This window comes from Flavobacterium sp. ARAG 55.4, from assembly GCF_051846875.1.
In the GTDB taxonomy this organism is placed as follows: domain Bacteria; phylum Bacteroidota; class Bacteroidia; order Flavobacteriales; family Flavobacteriaceae; genus Flavobacterium; species Flavobacterium plantiphilum.
Window position 1 is genome coordinate 114,681 of record NZ_JBPYCT010000003.1, and the last position, 18,748, is coordinate 133,428.

20 protein-coding genes are annotated in these 18,748 nt (G+C 32.8%); 12 read left to right on the forward strand and 8 right to left on the reverse strand.

Annotated elements, in window-relative coordinates; genetic code table 11:
* Positions 1-44: 44 nt before the first annotated feature.
* Positions 45-1,835, forward strand: a complete 1,791-nt coding sequence (locus ACSV4D_RS04475; RefSeq protein ID WP_439227307.1) for an acyl-CoA dehydrogenase family protein — start codon at positions 45-47, stop codon at positions 1,833-1,835.
* A gap of 71 nt (positions 1,836-1,906) precedes the next feature.
* On the opposite strand, the gene ACSV4D_RS04480 is transcribed toward ACSV4D_RS04475, so the two are convergent.
* Positions 1,907-2,431, reverse strand: a complete 525-nt coding sequence (locus ACSV4D_RS04480) for a DUF4251 domain-containing protein (protein ID WP_439227308.1) — start codon at positions 2,429-2,431, stop codon at positions 1,907-1,909.
* Positions 2,432-2,596: 165 nt separating this feature from the next.
* On the opposite strand from ACSV4D_RS04480, the gene ACSV4D_RS04485 reads away from it, so the two are divergent.
* Together ACSV4D_RS04485 and ACSV4D_RS04490 are read left to right on the forward strand one after the other, a co-directional pair.
* Positions 2,597-3,121, forward strand: coding sequence for a hypothetical protein (locus tag ACSV4D_RS04485; RefSeq protein ID WP_408081437.1), 525 nt, complete (start codon positions 2,597-2,599; stop codon positions 3,119-3,121).
* 130 nt (positions 3,122-3,251) lie between these two features.
* A complete protein-coding gene (locus ACSV4D_RS04490) occupies positions 3,252-4,451 on the forward strand; it encodes an LETM1-related biofilm-associated protein (protein ID WP_408081436.1) in 1,200 nt (399 codons plus the stop codon).
* A 32-nt stretch (positions 4,452-4,483) separates the two neighbouring features.
* On the opposite strand, the gene can is transcribed toward ACSV4D_RS04490, so the two are convergent.
* The 3 genes from can to ACSV4D_RS04505 form a co-directional block, all read right to left on the reverse strand.
* Positions 4,484-5,119, reverse strand: a complete 636-nt coding sequence (can, locus tag ACSV4D_RS04495; RefSeq protein WP_439227309.1) for a carbonate dehydratase — start codon at positions 5,117-5,119, stop codon at positions 4,484-4,486.
* A 58-nt stretch (positions 5,120-5,177) separates the two neighbouring features.
* Positions 5,178-6,815 carry a SulP family inorganic anion transporter gene (locus tag ACSV4D_RS04500; RefSeq protein WP_408081434.1) on the reverse strand — a complete coding sequence of 546 codons (1,638 nt, stop codon included), beginning with the start codon at positions 6,813-6,815 and terminating at the stop codon, positions 5,178-5,180.
* A gap of 82 nt (positions 6,816-6,897) precedes the next feature.
* Complete coding sequence (locus tag ACSV4D_RS04505; RefSeq protein ID WP_408081433.1) at positions 6,898-7,182, reverse strand: hypothetical protein; 285 nt, start codon at positions 7,180-7,182, stop codon at positions 6,898-6,900.
* A 171-nt stretch (positions 7,183-7,353) separates the two neighbouring features.
* Between ACSV4D_RS04505 and ACSV4D_RS04510 the strand changes: the two genes are divergently transcribed.
* On the forward strand, positions 7,354-8,310 hold the full coding sequence (locus ACSV4D_RS04510) for a hydrogen peroxide-inducible genes activator (RefSeq protein ID WP_408081432.1): 957 nt from the start codon (positions 7,354-7,356) through the stop codon (positions 8,308-8,310).
* On the opposite strand, the gene ACSV4D_RS04515 is transcribed toward ACSV4D_RS04510, so the two are convergent.
* The 3 genes from ACSV4D_RS04515 to mnmD form a co-directional block, all read right to left on the reverse strand.
* Complete coding sequence (locus ACSV4D_RS04515) at positions 8,307-8,534, reverse strand: hypothetical protein (RefSeq protein ID WP_408081431.1); 228 nt, start codon at positions 8,532-8,534, stop codon at positions 8,307-8,309. The two genes, ACSV4D_RS04510 and ACSV4D_RS04515, sit on opposite strands and share 4 nt — an antisense overlap.
* Positions 8,535-8,817: 283 nt before the next feature.
* On the reverse strand, positions 8,818-9,015 hold the full coding sequence (locus ACSV4D_RS04520; protein ID WP_408081430.1) for a hypothetical protein: 198 nt from the start codon (positions 9,013-9,015) through the stop codon (positions 8,818-8,820).
* A gap of 142 nt (positions 9,016-9,157) precedes the next feature.
* Positions 9,158-9,817, reverse strand: coding sequence for a tRNA (5-methylaminomethyl-2-thiouridine)(34)-methyltransferase MnmD (gene mnmD, locus ACSV4D_RS04525; RefSeq protein WP_439227310.1), 660 nt, complete (start codon positions 9,815-9,817; stop codon positions 9,158-9,160).
* A 284-nt stretch (positions 9,818-10,101) separates the two neighbouring features.
* Here mnmD and ACSV4D_RS04530 point away from each other — a divergent pair, with 284 nt between their 5' ends.
* Positions 10,102-11,169, forward strand: a complete 1,068-nt coding sequence (locus ACSV4D_RS04530; protein ID WP_439227311.1) for a branched-chain amino acid aminotransferase — start codon at positions 10,102-10,104, stop codon at positions 11,167-11,169.
* A 61-nt stretch (positions 11,170-11,230) separates the two neighbouring features.
* Here ACSV4D_RS04530 and ACSV4D_RS04535 read toward each other — a convergent pair whose 3' ends face one another.
* Positions 11,231-11,620, reverse strand: coding sequence for a hypothetical protein (locus tag ACSV4D_RS04535; RefSeq protein ID WP_439227312.1), 390 nt, complete (start codon positions 11,618-11,620; stop codon positions 11,231-11,233).
* An 81-nt stretch (positions 11,621-11,701) separates the two neighbouring features.
* Here ACSV4D_RS04535 and ACSV4D_RS04540 point away from each other — a divergent pair, with 81 nt between their 5' ends.
* The 7 genes from ACSV4D_RS04540 to ACSV4D_RS04570 all read left to right on the forward strand — a co-directional run bounded on the left by ACSV4D_RS04540 (position 11,702) and on the right by ACSV4D_RS04570 (position 18,455).
* Entirely contained in the window at positions 11,702-11,890 is a 189-nt protein-coding gene (locus tag ACSV4D_RS04540) for a hypothetical protein (RefSeq protein WP_408081426.1), read from the forward strand.
* 273 nt (positions 11,891-12,163) lie between these two features.
* Positions 12,164-13,333, forward strand: coding sequence for an SRPBCC family protein (locus ACSV4D_RS04545; protein ID WP_439227313.1), 1,170 nt, complete (start codon positions 12,164-12,166; stop codon positions 13,331-13,333).
* 53 nt (positions 13,334-13,386) lie between these two features.
* Complete coding sequence (locus ACSV4D_RS04550; RefSeq protein WP_439227314.1) at positions 13,387-13,929, forward strand: RNA polymerase sigma factor; 543 nt, start codon at positions 13,387-13,389, stop codon at positions 13,927-13,929.
* A 33-nt stretch (positions 13,930-13,962) separates the two neighbouring features.
* Positions 13,963-14,379 (forward strand): hypothetical protein, encoded by a 417-nt coding sequence (locus tag ACSV4D_RS04555; protein WP_439227315.1) that lies wholly within the window; start codon positions 13,963-13,965, stop codon positions 14,377-14,379.
* 21 nt (positions 14,380-14,400) lie between these two features.
* The gene (locus ACSV4D_RS04560; RefSeq protein WP_408081422.1) at positions 14,401-14,853 is read left to right on the forward strand and encodes a sensor of ECF-type sigma factor; all 453 of its coding nucleotides are present in this window, start codon (positions 14,401-14,403) and stop codon (positions 14,851-14,853) included.
* A 177-nt stretch (positions 14,854-15,030) separates the two neighbouring features.
* Positions 15,031-16,356, forward strand: coding sequence for a hypothetical protein (locus ACSV4D_RS04565; protein WP_439227316.1), 1,326 nt, complete (start codon positions 15,031-15,033; stop codon positions 16,354-16,356).
* Between the two features lie 119 nt (positions 16,357-16,475).
* Positions 16,476-18,455 carry a KUP/HAK/KT family potassium transporter gene (locus ACSV4D_RS04570; RefSeq protein ID WP_408081538.1) on the forward strand — a complete coding sequence of 660 codons (1,980 nt, stop codon included), beginning with the start codon at positions 16,476-16,478 and terminating at the stop codon, positions 18,453-18,455.
* Positions 18,456-18,748: the final 293 nt, after the last annotated feature.

Genomic DNA, 18,748 nt, shown 5'->3' on the forward strand with positions numbered 1-18,748 from the left:
TTTTTTCTTGCTTCTTTCTTCTTTACTCTAAAAAAAATAAAACCATGGACGACAAAACAAGAGGAGGACAATTCCTTGTAAAAGAAACAAAATGCGAAGACATTTTTATTCCGGAAGATTTCACGGAAGAACAAAAAATGATGCGTGATATGGTCAGAGAGTTTGTTGACAAAGAACTTTGGCCAAACAAAGACCGCTTTGAAAAAAAGGACTATGCTTTCACAGTTGAGTGCATGCAAAAAGCAGCTGAACTGGGATTATTAAGCATTTCTGTACCCGAAGCTTATGGCGGAATGGGAATGGGATTTGTAGATACGGTTTTGGTGTGTGATTACATTTCAGGGGCAACAGGATCCTTTTCCAGTGCTTTTGGTGCACATACCGGAATTGGTACATTACCTATCACTTTATACGGAACCGAAGAGCAAAAACAAAAATACGTTCCCAAACTAGCTTCCGGTGAATGGTTTGGTGCTTACTGCCTTACGGAACCAGGAGCAGGAAGTGATGCTAATTCCGGAAAAACAAAAGCCGTATTATCCGAAGATGGCACACATTATAAAATTACAGGACAAAAAATGTGGATTACCAATGCCGGATTTTGTTCGCTTTTTATCGTTTTTGCCCGAATTGAAGATGACAAAAACATTACCGGTTTTATTGTAGAAAACAATCCTGAAAACGGAATTTCAACCAATGAAGAAGAACATAAACTAGGAATTCGTGCTTCATCGACCCGTCAGGTTTTCTTTAACGAAACTAAAGTTCCTGTAGAAAATATGCTTTCAGAAAGAGGTAATGGTTTCAAAATAGCGATGAATGCACTGAATGTAGGACGAATCAAATTGGCGGCAGCCTGCCTGGACTCCCAACGAAGAATAATTACTGGTTCTGCCAAATATTCAAATGAAAGAGTACAGTTTAATGTTCCTATTGCAAAATTCGGAGCTATACGCTACAAACTTGCTGAAATGGCTACGAGCTGTTATGCGGGAGAAAGTGCTGTTTACCGGGCTGCTAAAAGTATTGAAGAAAGAATCAGCATCCGCGAAAGCGAAGGAACTTCACATCAGGAAGCCGAACTAAAAGGCGTGGAAGAATTTGCCATAGAATGTGCAATTTTAAAAGTCGCCGTTTCAGAAGATATTCAAAATTGCTCTGACGAAGGAATTCAAATCTTTGGCGGAATGGGATTTTCAGAAGATACTCCTATGGAAAGTGCCTGGCGTGATGCCAGAATCACGAGAATTTATGAAGGGACAAATGAAATAAACCGAATGCTTGCTGTGGGAATGTTAATCAAAAAAGCCATGAAAGGTCATGTAGATTTATTAGGTCCTGCTTCTAAAATTCAGGAGGATTTAATGAGTATTCCTTCTTTTGACACACCTGATTATTCTGAATTATTTGCAGAAGAAAAAGAAATGATCAGTAAATTAAAAAAAGTATTTTTAATGGTTGCCGGAGGAGCCGTGCAAAAGTACGGTCCCAATTTAGATAATGAACAGCAATTACTAATTGCTTCTGCTGATATTTTAATCGAAATTTATATGGCCGAATCTGCTATCCTGAGAACAGAAAAGTTAGCTAAGAAACTCGGAGAAGACAATATAAAAGAACAAATTGCTATGGCTAAATTATACCTTTATAAAGCTGTTGATATCATCACTCAAAAAGGGAAAGAAAGTATTATTTCTTTTGCCGAAGGCGATGAACAACGCATGATGTTAATGGGATTAAGACGTTATACTAAATACACCAATATGCCTAATATTGTAGAAATAAGAAGAACTATTAGTGCTAAAATAATTGCCGAAAACAGATATTGTTTTTAAGTTTTAGCATCATATTAAAGCATAAAAAAACGTCTTACTTTATTGTTAAGACGTTTTTGTTTTTATACTATTTATTCTTTCTTTTCTTCTTCTATGGCTGAAATAGCGCCAAAATAATTAATAGGACTTCGGTTATTGCTTATAATTGACAAAGTAGCACTTCCCTGAGAAGAAACTGAAAGTGTCATGTTAAAAAAATCCTGCTGCCCTTTGACCTCAACATCAATCTGATAGCCTTTTTTAACTTTCTTCACCTCAAACTTTTCTGGTTTTCCTTCAAATTTAAGTCCGGTATCACTACTTCCATATCCCAAACCACTAAAACCTCTGCCAAAAAAAGGCATTTCGCTTTTTATAAAATCCGGTCTAAATCGGACAAAATTAGGATTTGCCGTCAAATCAATAAATCTAAAAATTTGTGAATTGGAATTTTGAGCTACAAATTCAAATGCTTTAGCATCTATTAATTTTTCTATTTCTTTTTGCTTTTCCAGCTTTTGCTCAGTTCTGAGTTGTTTTTTGCTTTTTTCCTGAGCAAAAACAGTAAAAAAACTAAAGAAAAAAACAACAAAAACTATACGTTTATATGATTTCATATTTACTGATTTTAAATTTCACAATACCTTAAATACTGATTTACAAGGTTCAAATCACTTATAAATGTACTACTTCTAATAAACAAATTGTCATTATAAAAAGTAAAATTTTACTTTTTTGAAATAACAAAAATTGTTCCTATTTTAGAAAAAAAACAAAAACGCATGAAAATATTAGGCATCGGTTCCCGAATTGCACACTCAGAATACGGAAAAGGAGTAATTACTAATGTATCATCAACCGATTATTGGGTTACATTTATAGAAAACGGCTTAGAAACAATTCCTCTAAATGATAACTTTGAAATCATTGAAGCAGCTGAAAATGAAGTTGACACAGTGAGTTTTTCCGAGGTGGAAAAAAGTTTACGTGATCTTCTGAAAAAATGGTCGGATGTTTCCGAAATTGTACCTATTGGTGATAAGTGGAAAGGCGGAAAAATGATTTTAGAACCCGGACAAGCCGGATTAGCTTCTAAGGAAATACCTATTGACACCTTTTTTCACAAAATTGTAATGGTTCGGGACCGGATTCGGGTAATGGAGCAAAAAATCAATTCCAGTAAATTAGAAGAAAGTGAAAAAATAGACTTACAACAGTATATCACCCGAATTTACGGAAGTTTAACTTCTTTTAATATTTTATTCAAATCACCTACAAACCATTTTGTGGGAGAAAAATCAAAATAGAGTTTAAAGATTAGAATTCTCGCTACAGAAAACATACAATAAAAAATTAACTAAAATTGATTATTAATTAAAGATAACTTCTAAAATAAAACGAGAAAAACATATAGCTTTGTAGCATCAAAATAAGAGTATGATTAACCCTTCTGCATCTGGTTGGATTGATAAGTTTTTTATCACGCAGGAATTCACAAAACAAGATGTTTTGCTGAATACTGATTTATTTTATAAAAAAATCAGAGCAACCGGCTTTATCTATGGGCATATTATTGCATTTGAAACTCCAAATCCTATTGATACAACAGGGTGGGTACAAAATGAAAAGCCTAAAGTATCTCTTTTAAATACTTTATACGGTATTTATGTATTAACTACTCATGATTTGGACTGCCAGACTTTTATCAAAAAATGTCTTGATTTTTATGATAAAATGCATCCTCAGGGTTTCAATCTGTTTAAAAAAGTTTTACCTAATGGTTCCGCATCTTTAAATCTGGAAAAAATTATTGATAACCGTGTTCAGACGAATGTTGATATTATCAATAAAAATTTTTCACATATTGTAACTAATGCGCTTCTTTTTATAGACGTTTTAGCTTTCAGACAATATTTAATCCATGGTGAAATACCTGAAAAATATCTGAAAAAAATTGAAGAAGCCGTAATCAGTGTGGTAAGCTTAGCTTTAAAAATAAAAACTAATAAATCGAATTATGATGATTTATTAATCAAACTCTTTGAAGCTTCAGTACGCTACAGCAAGTTTTCTAAAATTAACGCCTTTAATTTAGAGGATCTAAATTTAGACTATTTCAGTGCTGATTTAGAAAAATATTACCTGGTTGATATGGCAGGAATGGCTTTATGGAGTGATGGTATAATTGAAAATGAAGAAATTTATTTTTTACATAAACTGGCTCAAAACACTAAGGTTTCAGGTGATTTTGTATCTGAAAGTATAAAAAACACAGATACTTTTATAAAACAATATCAAAAAGAAATTCCGTATTTTAATTACTCCAATCCGGTAAAACATTTTTATGATCAAACGACACAAAATGTGATTACGCTCATTAGTCGCAATAAAAACAGATTAATCAAAGAAATAGTAGGCAGTAAGGAATTAATGCTTTTATTAGCTTATTCCACCCGTAGAGATTTGAACGAAAAAGAAAAAAAGAAAGTAAAAAAACAATTATTGGATATTTGCAAAACAATTCCATCCCTAACTATTTTTTTACTTCCCGGCGGAAGTTTATTACTTCCTATTCTTATAAAATTTATCCCTACATTACTTCCTTCAGCATTCAACGAAAATTTAGATAATGAATAAAAAAAAATCGCCCTGATGGCGATTTTTTTTCATTATAAAGTCAATTGATAAACTTCATCCAGTTCAAGATTAGAACTAATATTGACATTCAAATCTGTAACAAATCCTGAATTTAATCCGTAAACCCAACCGTGTAAAGTTAAATCCTGACCGTTTTTCCAGGCAGCCTGCACGATTGAAGTTTTAGCTAAATCAAAAACCTGTTCTTTCGCATTGATTTCAACAAAAGCATTAAACCGCTCTGTTTCGTCTTTTATTGAATTCAAATACACATTATGCATACGATAAACATCTTTTATATGTCTGATCCAGTTATCAATAATTCCTATAGATTGATTTCCCATGGCTGCTTTAATCCCTCCACAGCCATAATGTCCGCAAACAATGACGTGTTTTACTTTTAAAACATTCACGGCATAATCCAGTACACTTAACATATTCATGTCAGAATGAACAACCATATTCGCGATATTTCGGTGTACAAAAACTTCACCTGGTTTAGCTCCGATAATTTCATTAGCTGGCACACGGCTATCAGAACAGCCAATCCATAGCAATGGAGGTGTTTGTCCTTTAGCCAAATCCGCAAAATAATTAGGGTCTTTCGCTAATGCTTTTTCAACCCATTCTTTATTATTATCTAATATCTTTTTATAAAAATTGACCATCTTACTTTAATTTTATAGGTTTTATTAAACTTGTTTTCTGTCTGCTTTCGACAGAATTTTAAAAAATTTCTTTCTTCACAATAACTCTTTTAGCTACATCATAATAATGCTCAATAGTAACATGATTAGGAGTTTCCTCAGTATTTTCTAACTGATATGCTTTCTTAAAACCTTTCAGCTTAACTTTAATATTTTCATCTACAGCTCTGGTCGATTTAAATTCATTAATTAAATCTAAAATATCATGAGCTATATACACAGTATCATGAGCTGAAATTACCACTTTTGAATTTTCAGGAATTGATTTTAACGTACTTTTAATTGCCGCTTTATTCAGAAACGAAACTTCTTGTGCCAGATCAATATGAATGATATCACCATCCGCATATTCTTCTTTTTTAAAAGTATAAGCTCTTTTTAAATTTCCTTTTAAAACAAATATGATACTAATAATTATTCCCAGCATTACTCCTTTTAATAAATCAGTCGCAACAACAGCAATCATTGTCGCTATAAAGGGAACAAACTGATATTTACCTTTATCCCAAAAATGTTTAATGGTAGCGGGTTTAGCCAGTTTATATCCAATTAAGATTAATATTGTTGCTAAAGTTGCCAACGGAATTTTATTTAAAATTACCGGGATAGTCAGCACACTTATTACCAGTAAAATCCCGTGAATAATTGTAGACATTTTTGATTTTGCGCCAGCATTATTATTAGCTGATGTTCTTACAACAACTGAAGTCATTGGCAACCCTCCTAATAATGAACTAATAACATTCCCTACTCCCTGCGCTTTTAACTCCACATTTGTATTAGTATACCTTTTTTGTGCATCTAATCTGTCGGCAGCTTCAATACACAGTAAAGTTTCAATTGAAGCCACTACCGCTATAGTTACGGCAATGGTCCAGACTTTAGGATTAGTAAATTGTGTAAAGTCAGGAAGTATGATAATTTCTTTAAAATCATCAATGGACTCAGGAACAGGCAATGAAACCAAATGTTCATTCCCAATAGCTAAAGAACTACCTGCACTAATAAAAATTTCATTTAAGCCTATACCTGCGATAACAGCGATAAGTGCTCCGGGAACTAATTTAAATTTCTTTAAAAACGCTACTTTTTCCCATGAAATGAGTATTATTAAAGAGACAATAGTTACTACTATAGCTCCTAATTGAAAATGATCGAAAACTCTGAATAAGGATGAAAAAGTATTGTCACCATCCATTTGAGAAAACGACTGATCTCCTTCAAAATCTGCATCATAACCAAAAGCATGCGGAAGCTGTTTTAAAATAATTATAATTCCGATACCTCCAAGCATACCTTCGATTACATTTGTAGGGAAATAATTGGAAATACTTCCGGCTTTAATAAAACCTAATATTAACTGAATGATTCCGGCTATAAAAACGGCAGATAAAAAGATATTAAACGCTCCTAAATCGCTAATGGCAGTAAGAACAATTGCTGTCAAACCGGCTGCAGGTCCGGAAACACTAATATGTGACTGGCTCAAATAACCTACCACTATCCCTCCTACTATACCTGCAATAATACCTGAAAAAAGTGGCGCACCCGAAGCCATTGCAATACCTAAACACAACGGTAGTGCTACCAAGAAAACCACTAAACCTGAAGCAAAATCAGATTTAAGATTGGCAAAAAGATTAATTTTTTTTGTCATAATACAATTATATTTATAATATGAATTGAAACTGTATTAGCTAATACAGTTTTTAATACAATTCTAATGTTTAATAAAAGTGTTATGCTCTGTCAGGAGGAGGAGTAAATATGGTTTTGGAAACATTATCATGCTTCGATAGATTTTTAGAAAGAATTAAACTTTTTACAAGTGTTTTTTTGAATTCAAACACTATAGCAGAAGTCTCTACACAAACTAAATTTTTCACTTCTTTTTTTACATGCTCTTCCTCTGACAGACTATAGAACATAGTCGTATCAGTAGACTTTTCTATCAATTTCACAATAGTGGGAGTAGATAAAAAAGCAATGAAAATAAATAAAAAAATGTGAGCTATTAATTTCATAGTGGTAAAATTAAACTTAAAAAAACAAATTAATTACAATGAAACAATATTTTTTCAAAAAAAATAACATTATAAGACATTCACTTTTATACAAATAAAATTAAAAAAGCCACCCCTCTGAATCATAAATTAAATTGATTGTTTTTATATTTGTATCAAAAACATCTATTTATGACAATTACCCAACTTAAATATGTACTTGCTGTAGCCGAACATAAAAATTTTACACTTGCTGCTGAAAAGTGTTTTGTAACCCAACCTACACTGAGTATGCAAATTCAAAAAATTGAGGATGAACTGAATATCCAAATTTTTGACCGTACTAAAAAACCCATTCAGCTTACTGATATTGGTCAAAAAATTGTAACTCAGGCTAAAAACATTGTAAATGAAGCCGATAGAATTCAGGATATTGTAGAACAACAAAAAGGTTTTATTGGCGGTGAATTCAGGCTGGGTATCATTCCTACCATAATGCCTACGTTGTTGCCCATGTTTTTAAATAATTTTATAAAAAAACATCCCAAAGTAAAACTTATTATTGAGGAACTCAATACCGAAGAAATTATTACTAAACTTAATAACGGTCATTTGGATGCGGCAATTGCTGCCACTCCGTTAATGGAAGAAAAAATAAAAGAAATTGTTTTATATTTTGAACCTTTTGTAGCCTACATCCCTGAAAGCCACCAGCATTTTCAGAAAAAAGAGATTGAAGTTGAGGATTTAAATATTGATGAAATTTTATTATTACAGGACGGTCATTGTTTTAGAGACGGAATTTTAAATTTATGCAAAAACAACAGCCGTAACGAAGGGAATCATTTTCAAATAGAAAGCGGCAGTTTTGAAACCTTAATAAAACTTGCTGATGAAGGCCTGGGAACCACATTGCTACCTTATTTACATACCTTAGATTTAAAGGAATCAGATAAAATTAAACTTCGCCATTTTGCTGAGCCAAAACCGGCCAGAGAAGTGAGCTTGATTTTTCCAAAAAGCGAATTAAAAATTCAGATTATAGAAGCTTTGAGAAGTACTATTGCAGGGGTAATAAAAGGAGCCATTGTTTTTCAGAATGTTCAGATTATTAGTCCGCTTCAAAAAAAACAGAGTCAAAAATTTTAAACTTTTGACTCTGTTTGACAATTTTTATTTCTCTCCACTACAGAAAGGCATTTTTGCAATTCAGGCTTTTCTTTCGTATAATAGTTAAGCCAGTTTTTAAGATGCTCTAACTCATAAGGCAATAAATTCTTAACAGCTTTTTTTAGCTCTTTGACAAATAAGTCAGGCGCATAACTCACTCTTTCCAGTATCGATTTAGTATAGTCATATATCATTCTTTGCATATCTTGAAATGGGTTTAAAAGTTATAGTTAATTAAGATATCGTAATTTACAAAAATTAAGCCCTTTTCTGAAACCTGAAATAGTTAAAAAAGATACAAAGTTACAGTTTGATTTTTTATTTTTTTTAACGACATACACAACCATTATCAGCCAAAAAAAAAGCTGTTTCATCAATTCATGAAACAGCTTTAAGTTTTTTTTATTCAACCCTGTAAAACAAGTATAATTCGGAATTATTATTTTCTAAAAAATTGGTTTTATTTAAATTACCAAACACTTGAATTTAAATATTCACAATCATTAACGAAGGCTGAAGTTCCGGTTTTTCTATGATAAAAGATGTTAACCATTCTTTTAATTGTTCTAATTCATAAGGCAAGAGTGTTTTTATGGCTTTTTCTAATTCTTTACAAAAGAGAACAGGATCAAAACTAACTCTTTCTAATATCGATTTTGTATAATCAAACATGATTTTTGACATGATGCATCAATAATTTTTAGGTTAAACATCAATTTTAAGGCTTTGTAAAAATATACATTTTGAAGACATTTTTTTATTTTTTTAACGTATTTTTTTGATTTATATTATTTTCGTTAAAAATTATTTCGCACATTTTTAAACATCACTTAAATGCTCTGAACATTTCTCTTTTACCCGGAGGACCTGCCAGTTTTTCAACTCTGAAACCTACTTCCTTCATACTCCTTTTCACTACTCCACGAGCTGCATAAGTGACTAAAACTCCGTTTTCTTTTAATGCATCATACATCTTTTTAAAAATTTCGGTACTCCATAATTCAGGTTGTACTCTGTAACCAAAAGCATCAAAATAAATTAAATCAAATTGTGCCACATCATCAATATCCTGAAAAAACTGTTTCCTCTTAGTCAGCGAGAAAGAATCACTTAATTTAATTTTCTCTCCCCAGTTGCACTGATGCATTTGTTCAAATTCCAGCATTCGATCAGCAGCATTCAGTTCACCCACATAGTTCATCAGCACCACTTCCTCGGGAGACACAGGATAAGCTTCTACACCGGTATAATCAATTGTCTGTTTGTATTTAGGTGCTTCTAAAAAACTTATAAAACTATTAAGCCCTGTTCCAAAACCAATTTCTAAAATGGAAACAGCTTTGTTTTCAAACAACGAAAGGCCGTTTTTTATAAAAACATGATATGCTTCCTGAATAGCTCCGTGTTTTGAATGATAGCTCTCATTCCATTCCTCTAAATGGATTGTCGTAGAACCATCTTTTGTTTGTATAATTTCTCTCTTCAAATTAATTGTTTTTACAATGACTGATAATGTTTCCCAAAATTACTTAAAACATACGGTTTAAAATGGCAAAAAGCATTGATTTATTGCATATTTAACAGAAAAGATTGTGTTTTTTTTTATTTTTTTTTGAATATACGAAAATCATATTCAATAGTAACAATTATTAAAGTTTTAGCAAGCATTTTGTCCTTTTTTATTTAATTTTGCATTAATCAAAGTTTAGTTCATCATAAAGTGAAATTTTATACTTAAGTATACATTCAAAAAAATAAAAACATATTATTATGAGTACCACTCAAACCAGCAAAATTGAAATTCTAAAAGCCCCAAATACAAAAATTAACGAAGTAGATTTTGATAACATTAATTTTGGTTCAGTCTTTACAGATCATTTATTTGAGTGTGATTACAAAAATGGTGAATGGCAAACTCCTACTATCAAACCTTATGCTCCTTTTATGATGGATCCTTCTTCAAGAGTTTTTCATTATGGACAGGCAATTTTTGAAGGTATGAAAGCGTACAAAGATGATAATGATGACATTTGGCTTTTCAGACCGGATGAAAACATAAAACGTTTTAACAGTTCTGCTGTTAGAATGGCTATGCCTGAAGTTCCGGAATCTTTATTTACCGAAGGATTAAATCAGTTATTAAAATTAGACGAAGCCTGGATAAAAAAAGGAATAGGAAATACGCTTTACATCAGACCTTTTATGATAGCAACCGGTTTTGGAGTAGTAGCAAATCCTTCTGATGAGTATAAATTCATGATTATCTTATCTCCTGCAAAAGCTTATTATTCAGGAGAAGTTAAGGTTCTTGTTGCTGAACACTACAGTAGAGCTGCTAATGGAGGAATTGGTTCAGCAAAAACCGCAGGAAATTATGCCGGACAATTTTATCCTACCAGCTTAGCGAATAAAGAAGGATACCAACAAATTATCTGGACTGATGACGCAACACATACTAAACTGGAAGAAGCAGGAACAATGAATGTGTTTTTCAGATTCAACGATACCTTAGTAACCGCGCCAACCAGCGAAAGAATTTTAGACGGCGTAACCCGAAAAAGTCTTATTGATATGGCTAAAAAAGAAGGCATCAACATGGAAGTTCGTCCTGTTTTGATTTCTGAATTAATTGAAGGAATCAAAGACGGTAGTTTAAAAGAAATTTTTGGAGCTGGAACTGCAGCAGTTGTGAGTCCTATAAAAGGATTTGCATATAAAGAAGAATATTTTGAATTACCTAAAATTGAAGATTCCATTGCATTACAATTAAAAGAAAAGCTAACGAATATTCAACATAAACTAACCGAAGATCCATTTGGCTGGACGGTTAAAATATAATTTTTTCTTTAAAAGACAGAAAGAAGCGATTTTCAGATTTGAGAATCGCTTCTTTTTTTGCTTAAATATCAGTTAGTATTTTTGAAAAATCCGGTTTAAAATAATTAGGCCCTTTCATTACTTTTCCGTCTTCACGATAAACCGGCTGCCCATCTTCCCCCAGCTTACTCATATTACTTCGTTGAATTTCATCAAAAACGGCTTCAATTTTATCCTGAAGTCCGTGTTCGATAATCGTTCCGCATAAAATATACATCATATCACCCAAAGCATCAGCTATTTCTACTAAATCATTATTTTTAACGGCTTCGAGGTATTCTTCATTTTCTTCTTTCATTAAATGATAACGAAGTGTTTTTTTAGCCTCTCCTAAGTCGGCAACTGGAACTTCACTGTGTCCTATCCCAAATGCGGTATGAAATTCTTTAACGGAATTGATTTGCTTTTGCATAATTTATTATTAATTAAATGAAATGCAAATTAGCAACTAATCCTAAACATTTACTTATTTTTGTACTAAATTTTTAAAATTATGTTTAGCCAGGGTCAATTCGTATTTGCTGTCTGTTTTCTTATCGCTTTTATCATCGTTATGATTTTTTCTTACCGAAAAGACATTCAGACACATAAGATATTCTACAAAGGGAACTACAAAATCCTAATTGGATTCTTTATTTTTATTGGACTTTTATTTGTTATAAAAATATTTTTCAGACATTAAAAGTACAGCAACTGTTTCTTTTTTATGACTTCCAAAACACAAAATAACACAACCGGTCAAATATTAAAATACAGAATGACAAACCGTTACGATTTTGTTATTTATTTGTATTAATACTTTCAATGCATTCCGTTAAGAATGCAAATTTTAAAAAACACACAATTATTTGATTTCCGAATACTGTGCAAAGTCCCGCTTTTTTTAATTTTCAGACTCATAGTCTTGCATATTGATAAAATTTCTAACTTTACATCATAAAATAATCAATTAATTATGAGAATTTTAAAATATATCTTTCTTTTATTACTACTAAGCCTCGTGGCACTATCGATATTTATAGCTACTCAAAAAGGAGATTTCCTTGTAGAAAGAAGTAAGATTATTAATTCTCCCAAATCCTCTGTTTATAATTATGTAAATGATTACAGAAACTGGAGTGATTTTGGTTCCTGGACAAATGATGATGCAGAAATTAAAGTAAATTACCCTCAAAATACTATTGGCAAAGGAGCTTCTTACAACTGGGAAGGAAAAAATGGTGAGGGTGAAATGCGCACTATCCGCATTAAGGAAAACGACAGTATAGTACAGTCCATGAAATTTGAAGGAACATATTCAACCGTATACTGGCATTTTAAAGACACTATCGGAGGAACAAAAGTAACCTGGAAAACTGAGGGAAAAATGAGTTTTCTTTTTAAAATCTATGCCGCTTTAAATGGTGGTACCGACAGGGTGATAGGAGCAATTTATGAAAAAAGCTTAGTTAATTTAGACCGGGCATTAGATTATGAAATCAATACGTTTTCTACTATTGATAATGGAATCGTTAAGAAACCCATGCAAAATTATATTGGACAAACATTTACAAGTGAATTTGCCAAAGTCAATAAAAACTTCAAAATTGTAATCCCGAAACTGATTGCTTTTTGCAAAAAAAATGACATTATAATCAGCGGCAAACCTTTTATTATTTATCATACTTATGATACCGCTAAGGAACTGACTAAAATCACTATCGGAATAGGTATTCGTGAAGCCATATTTCTAAGTGCCGGAAGTGATATCGTTTCCGGACAACTGGATGCTTTTGAAGGCGTAAAAACAACTTTAACGGGAGATTATTCGCATTTAAAAACAGCTTATAACAAAACTGTTAATTATTTAAATCAAAACAAACTAACTCCAAATCCTGTTTTTTCACATCTGGAAATTTATAGTTTAAGTAAAAACGATGTCAAAAACCCTTCAAAATGGGTTACCGAAATTTATATTCCTGTAATGCCTAAGGAGATTCCTCCTGTAAAAACATATTCTCCTGCAACAGCAGCTCCCACCACAACAGCACCAACAACAACGGCTCCTGTAAAAGTGGCACCGCTAAAAGCAAAACCTGCTGAAGAGTCAAAACCAAAAGCAATAGATGAGGAATTTGAATTTTAATTTTTTATCAATTAAACCATCCATTTACTTTTATATCTAATCAACAAAAAACTTTGCTGGACGAAAAGGAATTCATACAACAATTATTAAATCCGAAAACGCAGAATGAAGCTTTTCAGAAATTGTTGTATACCTATCAAAAGCCATTGTACAATCATATTCGGAATATTGTGCTGAATCATGATGATACGGATGATGTTTTACAAAACACATTTATTAAAGTTTTTGAAAATCTGAAAAAATTTAAAGGAGAGAGCAAATTATTTTCCTGGATGTATCGCATAGCCACTAATGAAGCACTGAGTTTTTTAAATCAAAAAGCCCGAAAAAGCGGTATTTCCTCCGAAACTTTACAAAGTAAAGCAATTGACAACCTTAAATCTGATGTTTATTTTGATGGAAATGAAATCCAAATTGCTTTGCATAAAGCCATTATTACACTTCCTGAGAAGCAACAACTGGTCTTTAAAATGAAATATTTTGAAGAATTAAAATACGAAGAAATTTCAGAAATCCTGGGTACATCCGTAGGAGCCTTAAAAGCATCTTACCATCATGCCGTAAAAAAAATAGAATCTCAATTAACAGCAAATTAAACCTTTTCCATTTGATTCAGTCTAATAGCTATCATGAAAGAATTTAAATTAAATACCATCCCTAAAATTGATTCCGGATTAAAAACTCCGGAAGATCTATATTTTGAGAAATTTTCAGAAACCATTTTAGAGAAAACAACTCATAAAGAGCCTAAAACAATTTCACTGTTCCGGAAAAGGAAAACTATTATTATGATGGTTGCTGCTGTACTTGTATTAGCATTAACAATACCTGTATTTATGAATCATGCTAATCATTCAGAAGAAATTGATACTGAAACGCTGGAAAATTACCTAAGTTATCAGTCGAATGTAAATCAGTATGATTTAATAAACGCACTTGACGAAGAAGATATTAACAATATCAAACCAAATATTGCTCTGGAAGATAATACAATTGAAGAGCTGCTGATTAGTAACAATAATTTAGAAAATTATATTTTAGAATAATAGTACATAAATAGAGAGAAGATGAATTTTAGAAAATTATTACCCATAATCCTGTTATTTACCTGCAGCTTTTATGCTCAGGAAAGCATAAAAGATAAGAAAGAGCAAATCAGATCCTTTAAAGTAGCGTTTTTCACTTCTGAATTAGACCTGAGTTCACAAGAATCAGCAAAATTCTGGCCCCTTTATAATGCTTATGACGACAAACAATTTGAAATAAGACATAAAAAGATGAAGTTTTTTAAAAGCAAAATGCACGGGGATGCGCTGAACAAAATGAGCGAAAAAGATGCTGCTGCTTTATTATACCAAATGGACGCTGCCGATGAAGAGCTATTCTTGTTACGAAAAAAATTCAGTAAAAATGTGAGAGCTGTTTTACCGGCTGTAAAAATTTTAAAATTAAAAAAAGCAGAAGACGATTTTTATCGAAAATTACTCCAGCAATATGGTGACCGGGGAAAGAAAAAATAATTATTTTTTTTAAAAGCACAAATGCCGCTTCATTAAATTGAAGCGGCATTTTTATTGGATACTATAAACTGATTTTATGCGTTTTAACTCCAAGCCTGAAATAAAACGACACCACTGATAATTGAATTGGCACAGTAATTGAATATTGCAAATTATCACTCTAAAAAACAGTTTGCCATGAAAACTAAAATTATATTCCTTAGCCTTTTAGCTGCTTTATTTATCACAAAAGCAGACGCCCAGAGCAGCACTACAGTTAATGCAATGAGTAACGAAATTAGCGACAATCTTGATTTAAGAGCTGTTGCATCAATTTTTGGTGACTCTGAAAATCTGGAAGATTTTGAAAGACGTTTAAACGATCCTGAAATACAAATTTCTAATTTAGATTTAAACAATGATAATGAAGTCGATTATTTGCGTGTTATTGAAACTGTAGAACAAAACACCCATGTGGTTATTATCCAGTCGGTATTAGACCGTGATGTTTATCAGGATGTAGCGACCATAGATATTGAAAGAAACAACAACAGTGTGCAGGTACAGTTTGTAGGGAATGAATACCTATACGGAGCCAATTACATTTACGAGCCGGTTTATTATTCCACACCGGTAATCTATGCTTCTTTCTGGAGCGCTAATTACCGTCCTTATGTGTCAAATTGGTATTGGAATTATTATCCATCTTATTTCTATGCCTGGAATCCTTATCCGGTATACCGATACAGAAACAATATTCATATCAGTTTAAATTTCAATAACAGATACAACTATGTAAACTACAGAAGAAGCAACATAGCTGTTTCACTTTACAATTCCAGACGCTCTAATGCCTATGAAAAACGTTATCCTAACTATGCTTTCGCAAAAAGAAATACGAAGTATTCTAATCGTTATGATTTAGACCGAAACAGAAGGTACAGCAGCACCGCAAGCAGAAACACCAGCGGAAGAAGATACAGCAACAGCACTTCAGGAAGAAATTATTCATCTGACAGAAATACTCCTTCCAGAAACTACAGCCAGACTAATAGCAACCGTTCAAAGGAGAATTCAACTAAAAGAACTCCCGGCAGAAGCTACAGCACCAACAAGGCTAACAGTTCAGGAACCAATACAGCCGAAAGAACGCCTGGCAGAAATTACAATTCAAACAGAGCTAACACTTCGGGAGGAAACAGAACTTATACCCCGAACAAAACTAACAGCGCATCTGAAAATAAAGCCCAAAGAACAGCAGGCAGAGATTACAATCAAAACCGGGCGAATACTGCCAGACAAAATACAGCACCGCAACAACAAAGCGCGCGAACTTATACTCCAAGACAGGATAACAGTACGCAAAGAGCAGTACAAAGATCCGGAAACAGCAATCAGAACCGGGGAACAATTTCCAGACCTGCTACTCCGTCAGCTGCTCCTCAAAGAGCTGAATCCGGCAGAAACAGAAGCGGTAATCAGAGAAACAACAACTCATCCGGAAGTAACAACCGAAGAATATAACAAAATAAAATGCGATTATTAAAAACACGATCATTTGGTCGTGTTTTTTTGCTTTTTAAGAATAATAACTTTCGAATTGTTTAAAAATGAGTAAATTTGGGGCGTTTACAAAAATATACATGAGCGCATCACATAAAAACTTACATAGCAAATTAACATTAGGAGGTTTATTAGTTACACTAGGAATTATATATGGCGATATTGGAACTTCTCCATTATATGTAATGAAAGCAATACTGGGAGAACATACCATCGATGCAGATGTGGTCCTTGGAGGAATTTCGGCAGTGTTCTGGACATTAACATTACAAACTACTATAAAATATGTAATCATTACTTTAAATGCAGACAATCATGGTGAAGGCGGAATTTTTGCCTTGTATGCTCTGGTCAAAAAAACAAAGATCAAATGGCTTATTGTCCCCGCCATTATTGGAGGAAGTGCGCTATTAGCGGATGGAATCATCACTCCGCCCGTTTCTGTATCTTCGGCAGTAGAAGGAATCCGTACCTATTATCCTGAAATAAACACCGTTCCCATAGTTATCGGAATCTTATTTGTACTGTTTACTATTCAGCAGTTTGGAACAAAACTCGTTGGAAGATTCTTTGCCCCGATGATGCTGGTATGGTTCAGTATGCTGGGGATATTGGGTATTATCCAGATTGTGCATCATCCTGAAGTTTTCAAAGCTATAAATCCTTATTATGCTTACCATTTACTGACTATACATCCGGATGGATTTTTCGTATTGGGCTTCGTTTTCTTATGTACAACAGGAGCAGAAGCTTTGTATTCTGACATGGGACATTGCGGGAGAAAAAATATCAGAATCAGCTGGATTTTTGTTAAATCTACACTGGTACTGAATTATTTCGGACAAGGAGCTTATCTGATTCATCATAGTGGCGAAACACTACAGAGCTTGGGCGGTAAAAACGGAAACCCTTTTTATTTAATCATGGAAGACTGGTTCCAGCCTTTCGGAATCGTAATTGCAACAATGGCTGCAGTAATTGCTTCACAAGCTTTAATAAGCGGATCATTTACGCTAATAAACGAAGCCATGAGACTGAATTTCTGGCCTAAAGTAAAAATAAAATACCCTACCGAATTACAGGGACAACTGTATATTCCGTCAATCAACTGGTTGTTATTCTTTGGCTGTGTGGGAATCGTTCTCCATTTTGAAGAATCAAGCAATATGGAGCATGCTTACGGTTTAGCGATCATTCTGTGTATGATTATGACGACCATTTTACTTAATTTCTATTTGATTATGAAAAGAGTAAAATTGTATTTTATGGTGCCGTTAATAACCATTTACCTCTTAATCGAATTAAGCTTTTTAGCAGCAAATATTACCAAGTTTACCGATGGCGGATATGTAACTTTAATGATTGCTATTATCTTGATAGGTATCATGTCTATCTGGAATTCAGCCAAAAAAATCAATAAGATTTATACTAAAATTGTAAAAATTGGAGACTACAAAAAAGTATTGAGCGAATTAAGTGCCGATTTAAGTATTCCTAAATACGCCACGCATCTGGTTTATATGACCAATGCAGGCCGTGCAGATGAAATAGAAGAAAAAGTAATGTACTCTATTTTGCAAAAAAGACCTAAAAGAGCCGACATTTACTGGTTTGTTCACGTGAACATCTTAACCGAACCTTACAAAACAGAATACCGCGTTACAGAGATAATGAAGGATGATTTGTATCGTGTGGACTTCAATTTAGGTTTTAGAGAACCCACAAAAATCAATCTTTTGTTCAAAGAAGTAATCAGAGACATGGTTAAAAACGGTGAAGTAGATATTAGAAGCCGTTACGAATCACTGAACAAAAACAACATCATTGGCGACTTTAAATTTGTGCTTTCTGAGAAATTTTTATCGAATGACAACGACTTAAAATGGCATGAAAACATCATTATGAATTCGTATTTCTTTATCAAAAAACTGAGTTTATCCGAAGAAAGCGCCTTTGGCCTGGACAGTAGCTCAGTGAAAATAGAAAAATTCCCGATGATACTGCACACACCGGAAAACATTGATTTAACCCGTTTAGACTCCCGAAGCATTCTGGATTAAGAATCTTTTTAAATTTCAACAACAAAAAGCACTAGTGACATAGTGCTTTTGTTTTTTATTAAGCTTCTGAATTATTGCCAACAGGGACACGGAGTTCGTATCAGTACATTTTTTTATTTCGAACGCTCTATTTTACTGGGTGGAGGATAAAAATAGTTCTAATAAGCTAAAAAAAATACTCCAGCCAATATCAGGAAACAATTAAAGCAGTAGCTTAGCTACAATACAAGACCATTCACGGACGTTAATAGCTTATTTTAAAAATACTATTAATGATTTTTCATTGTAAGAAA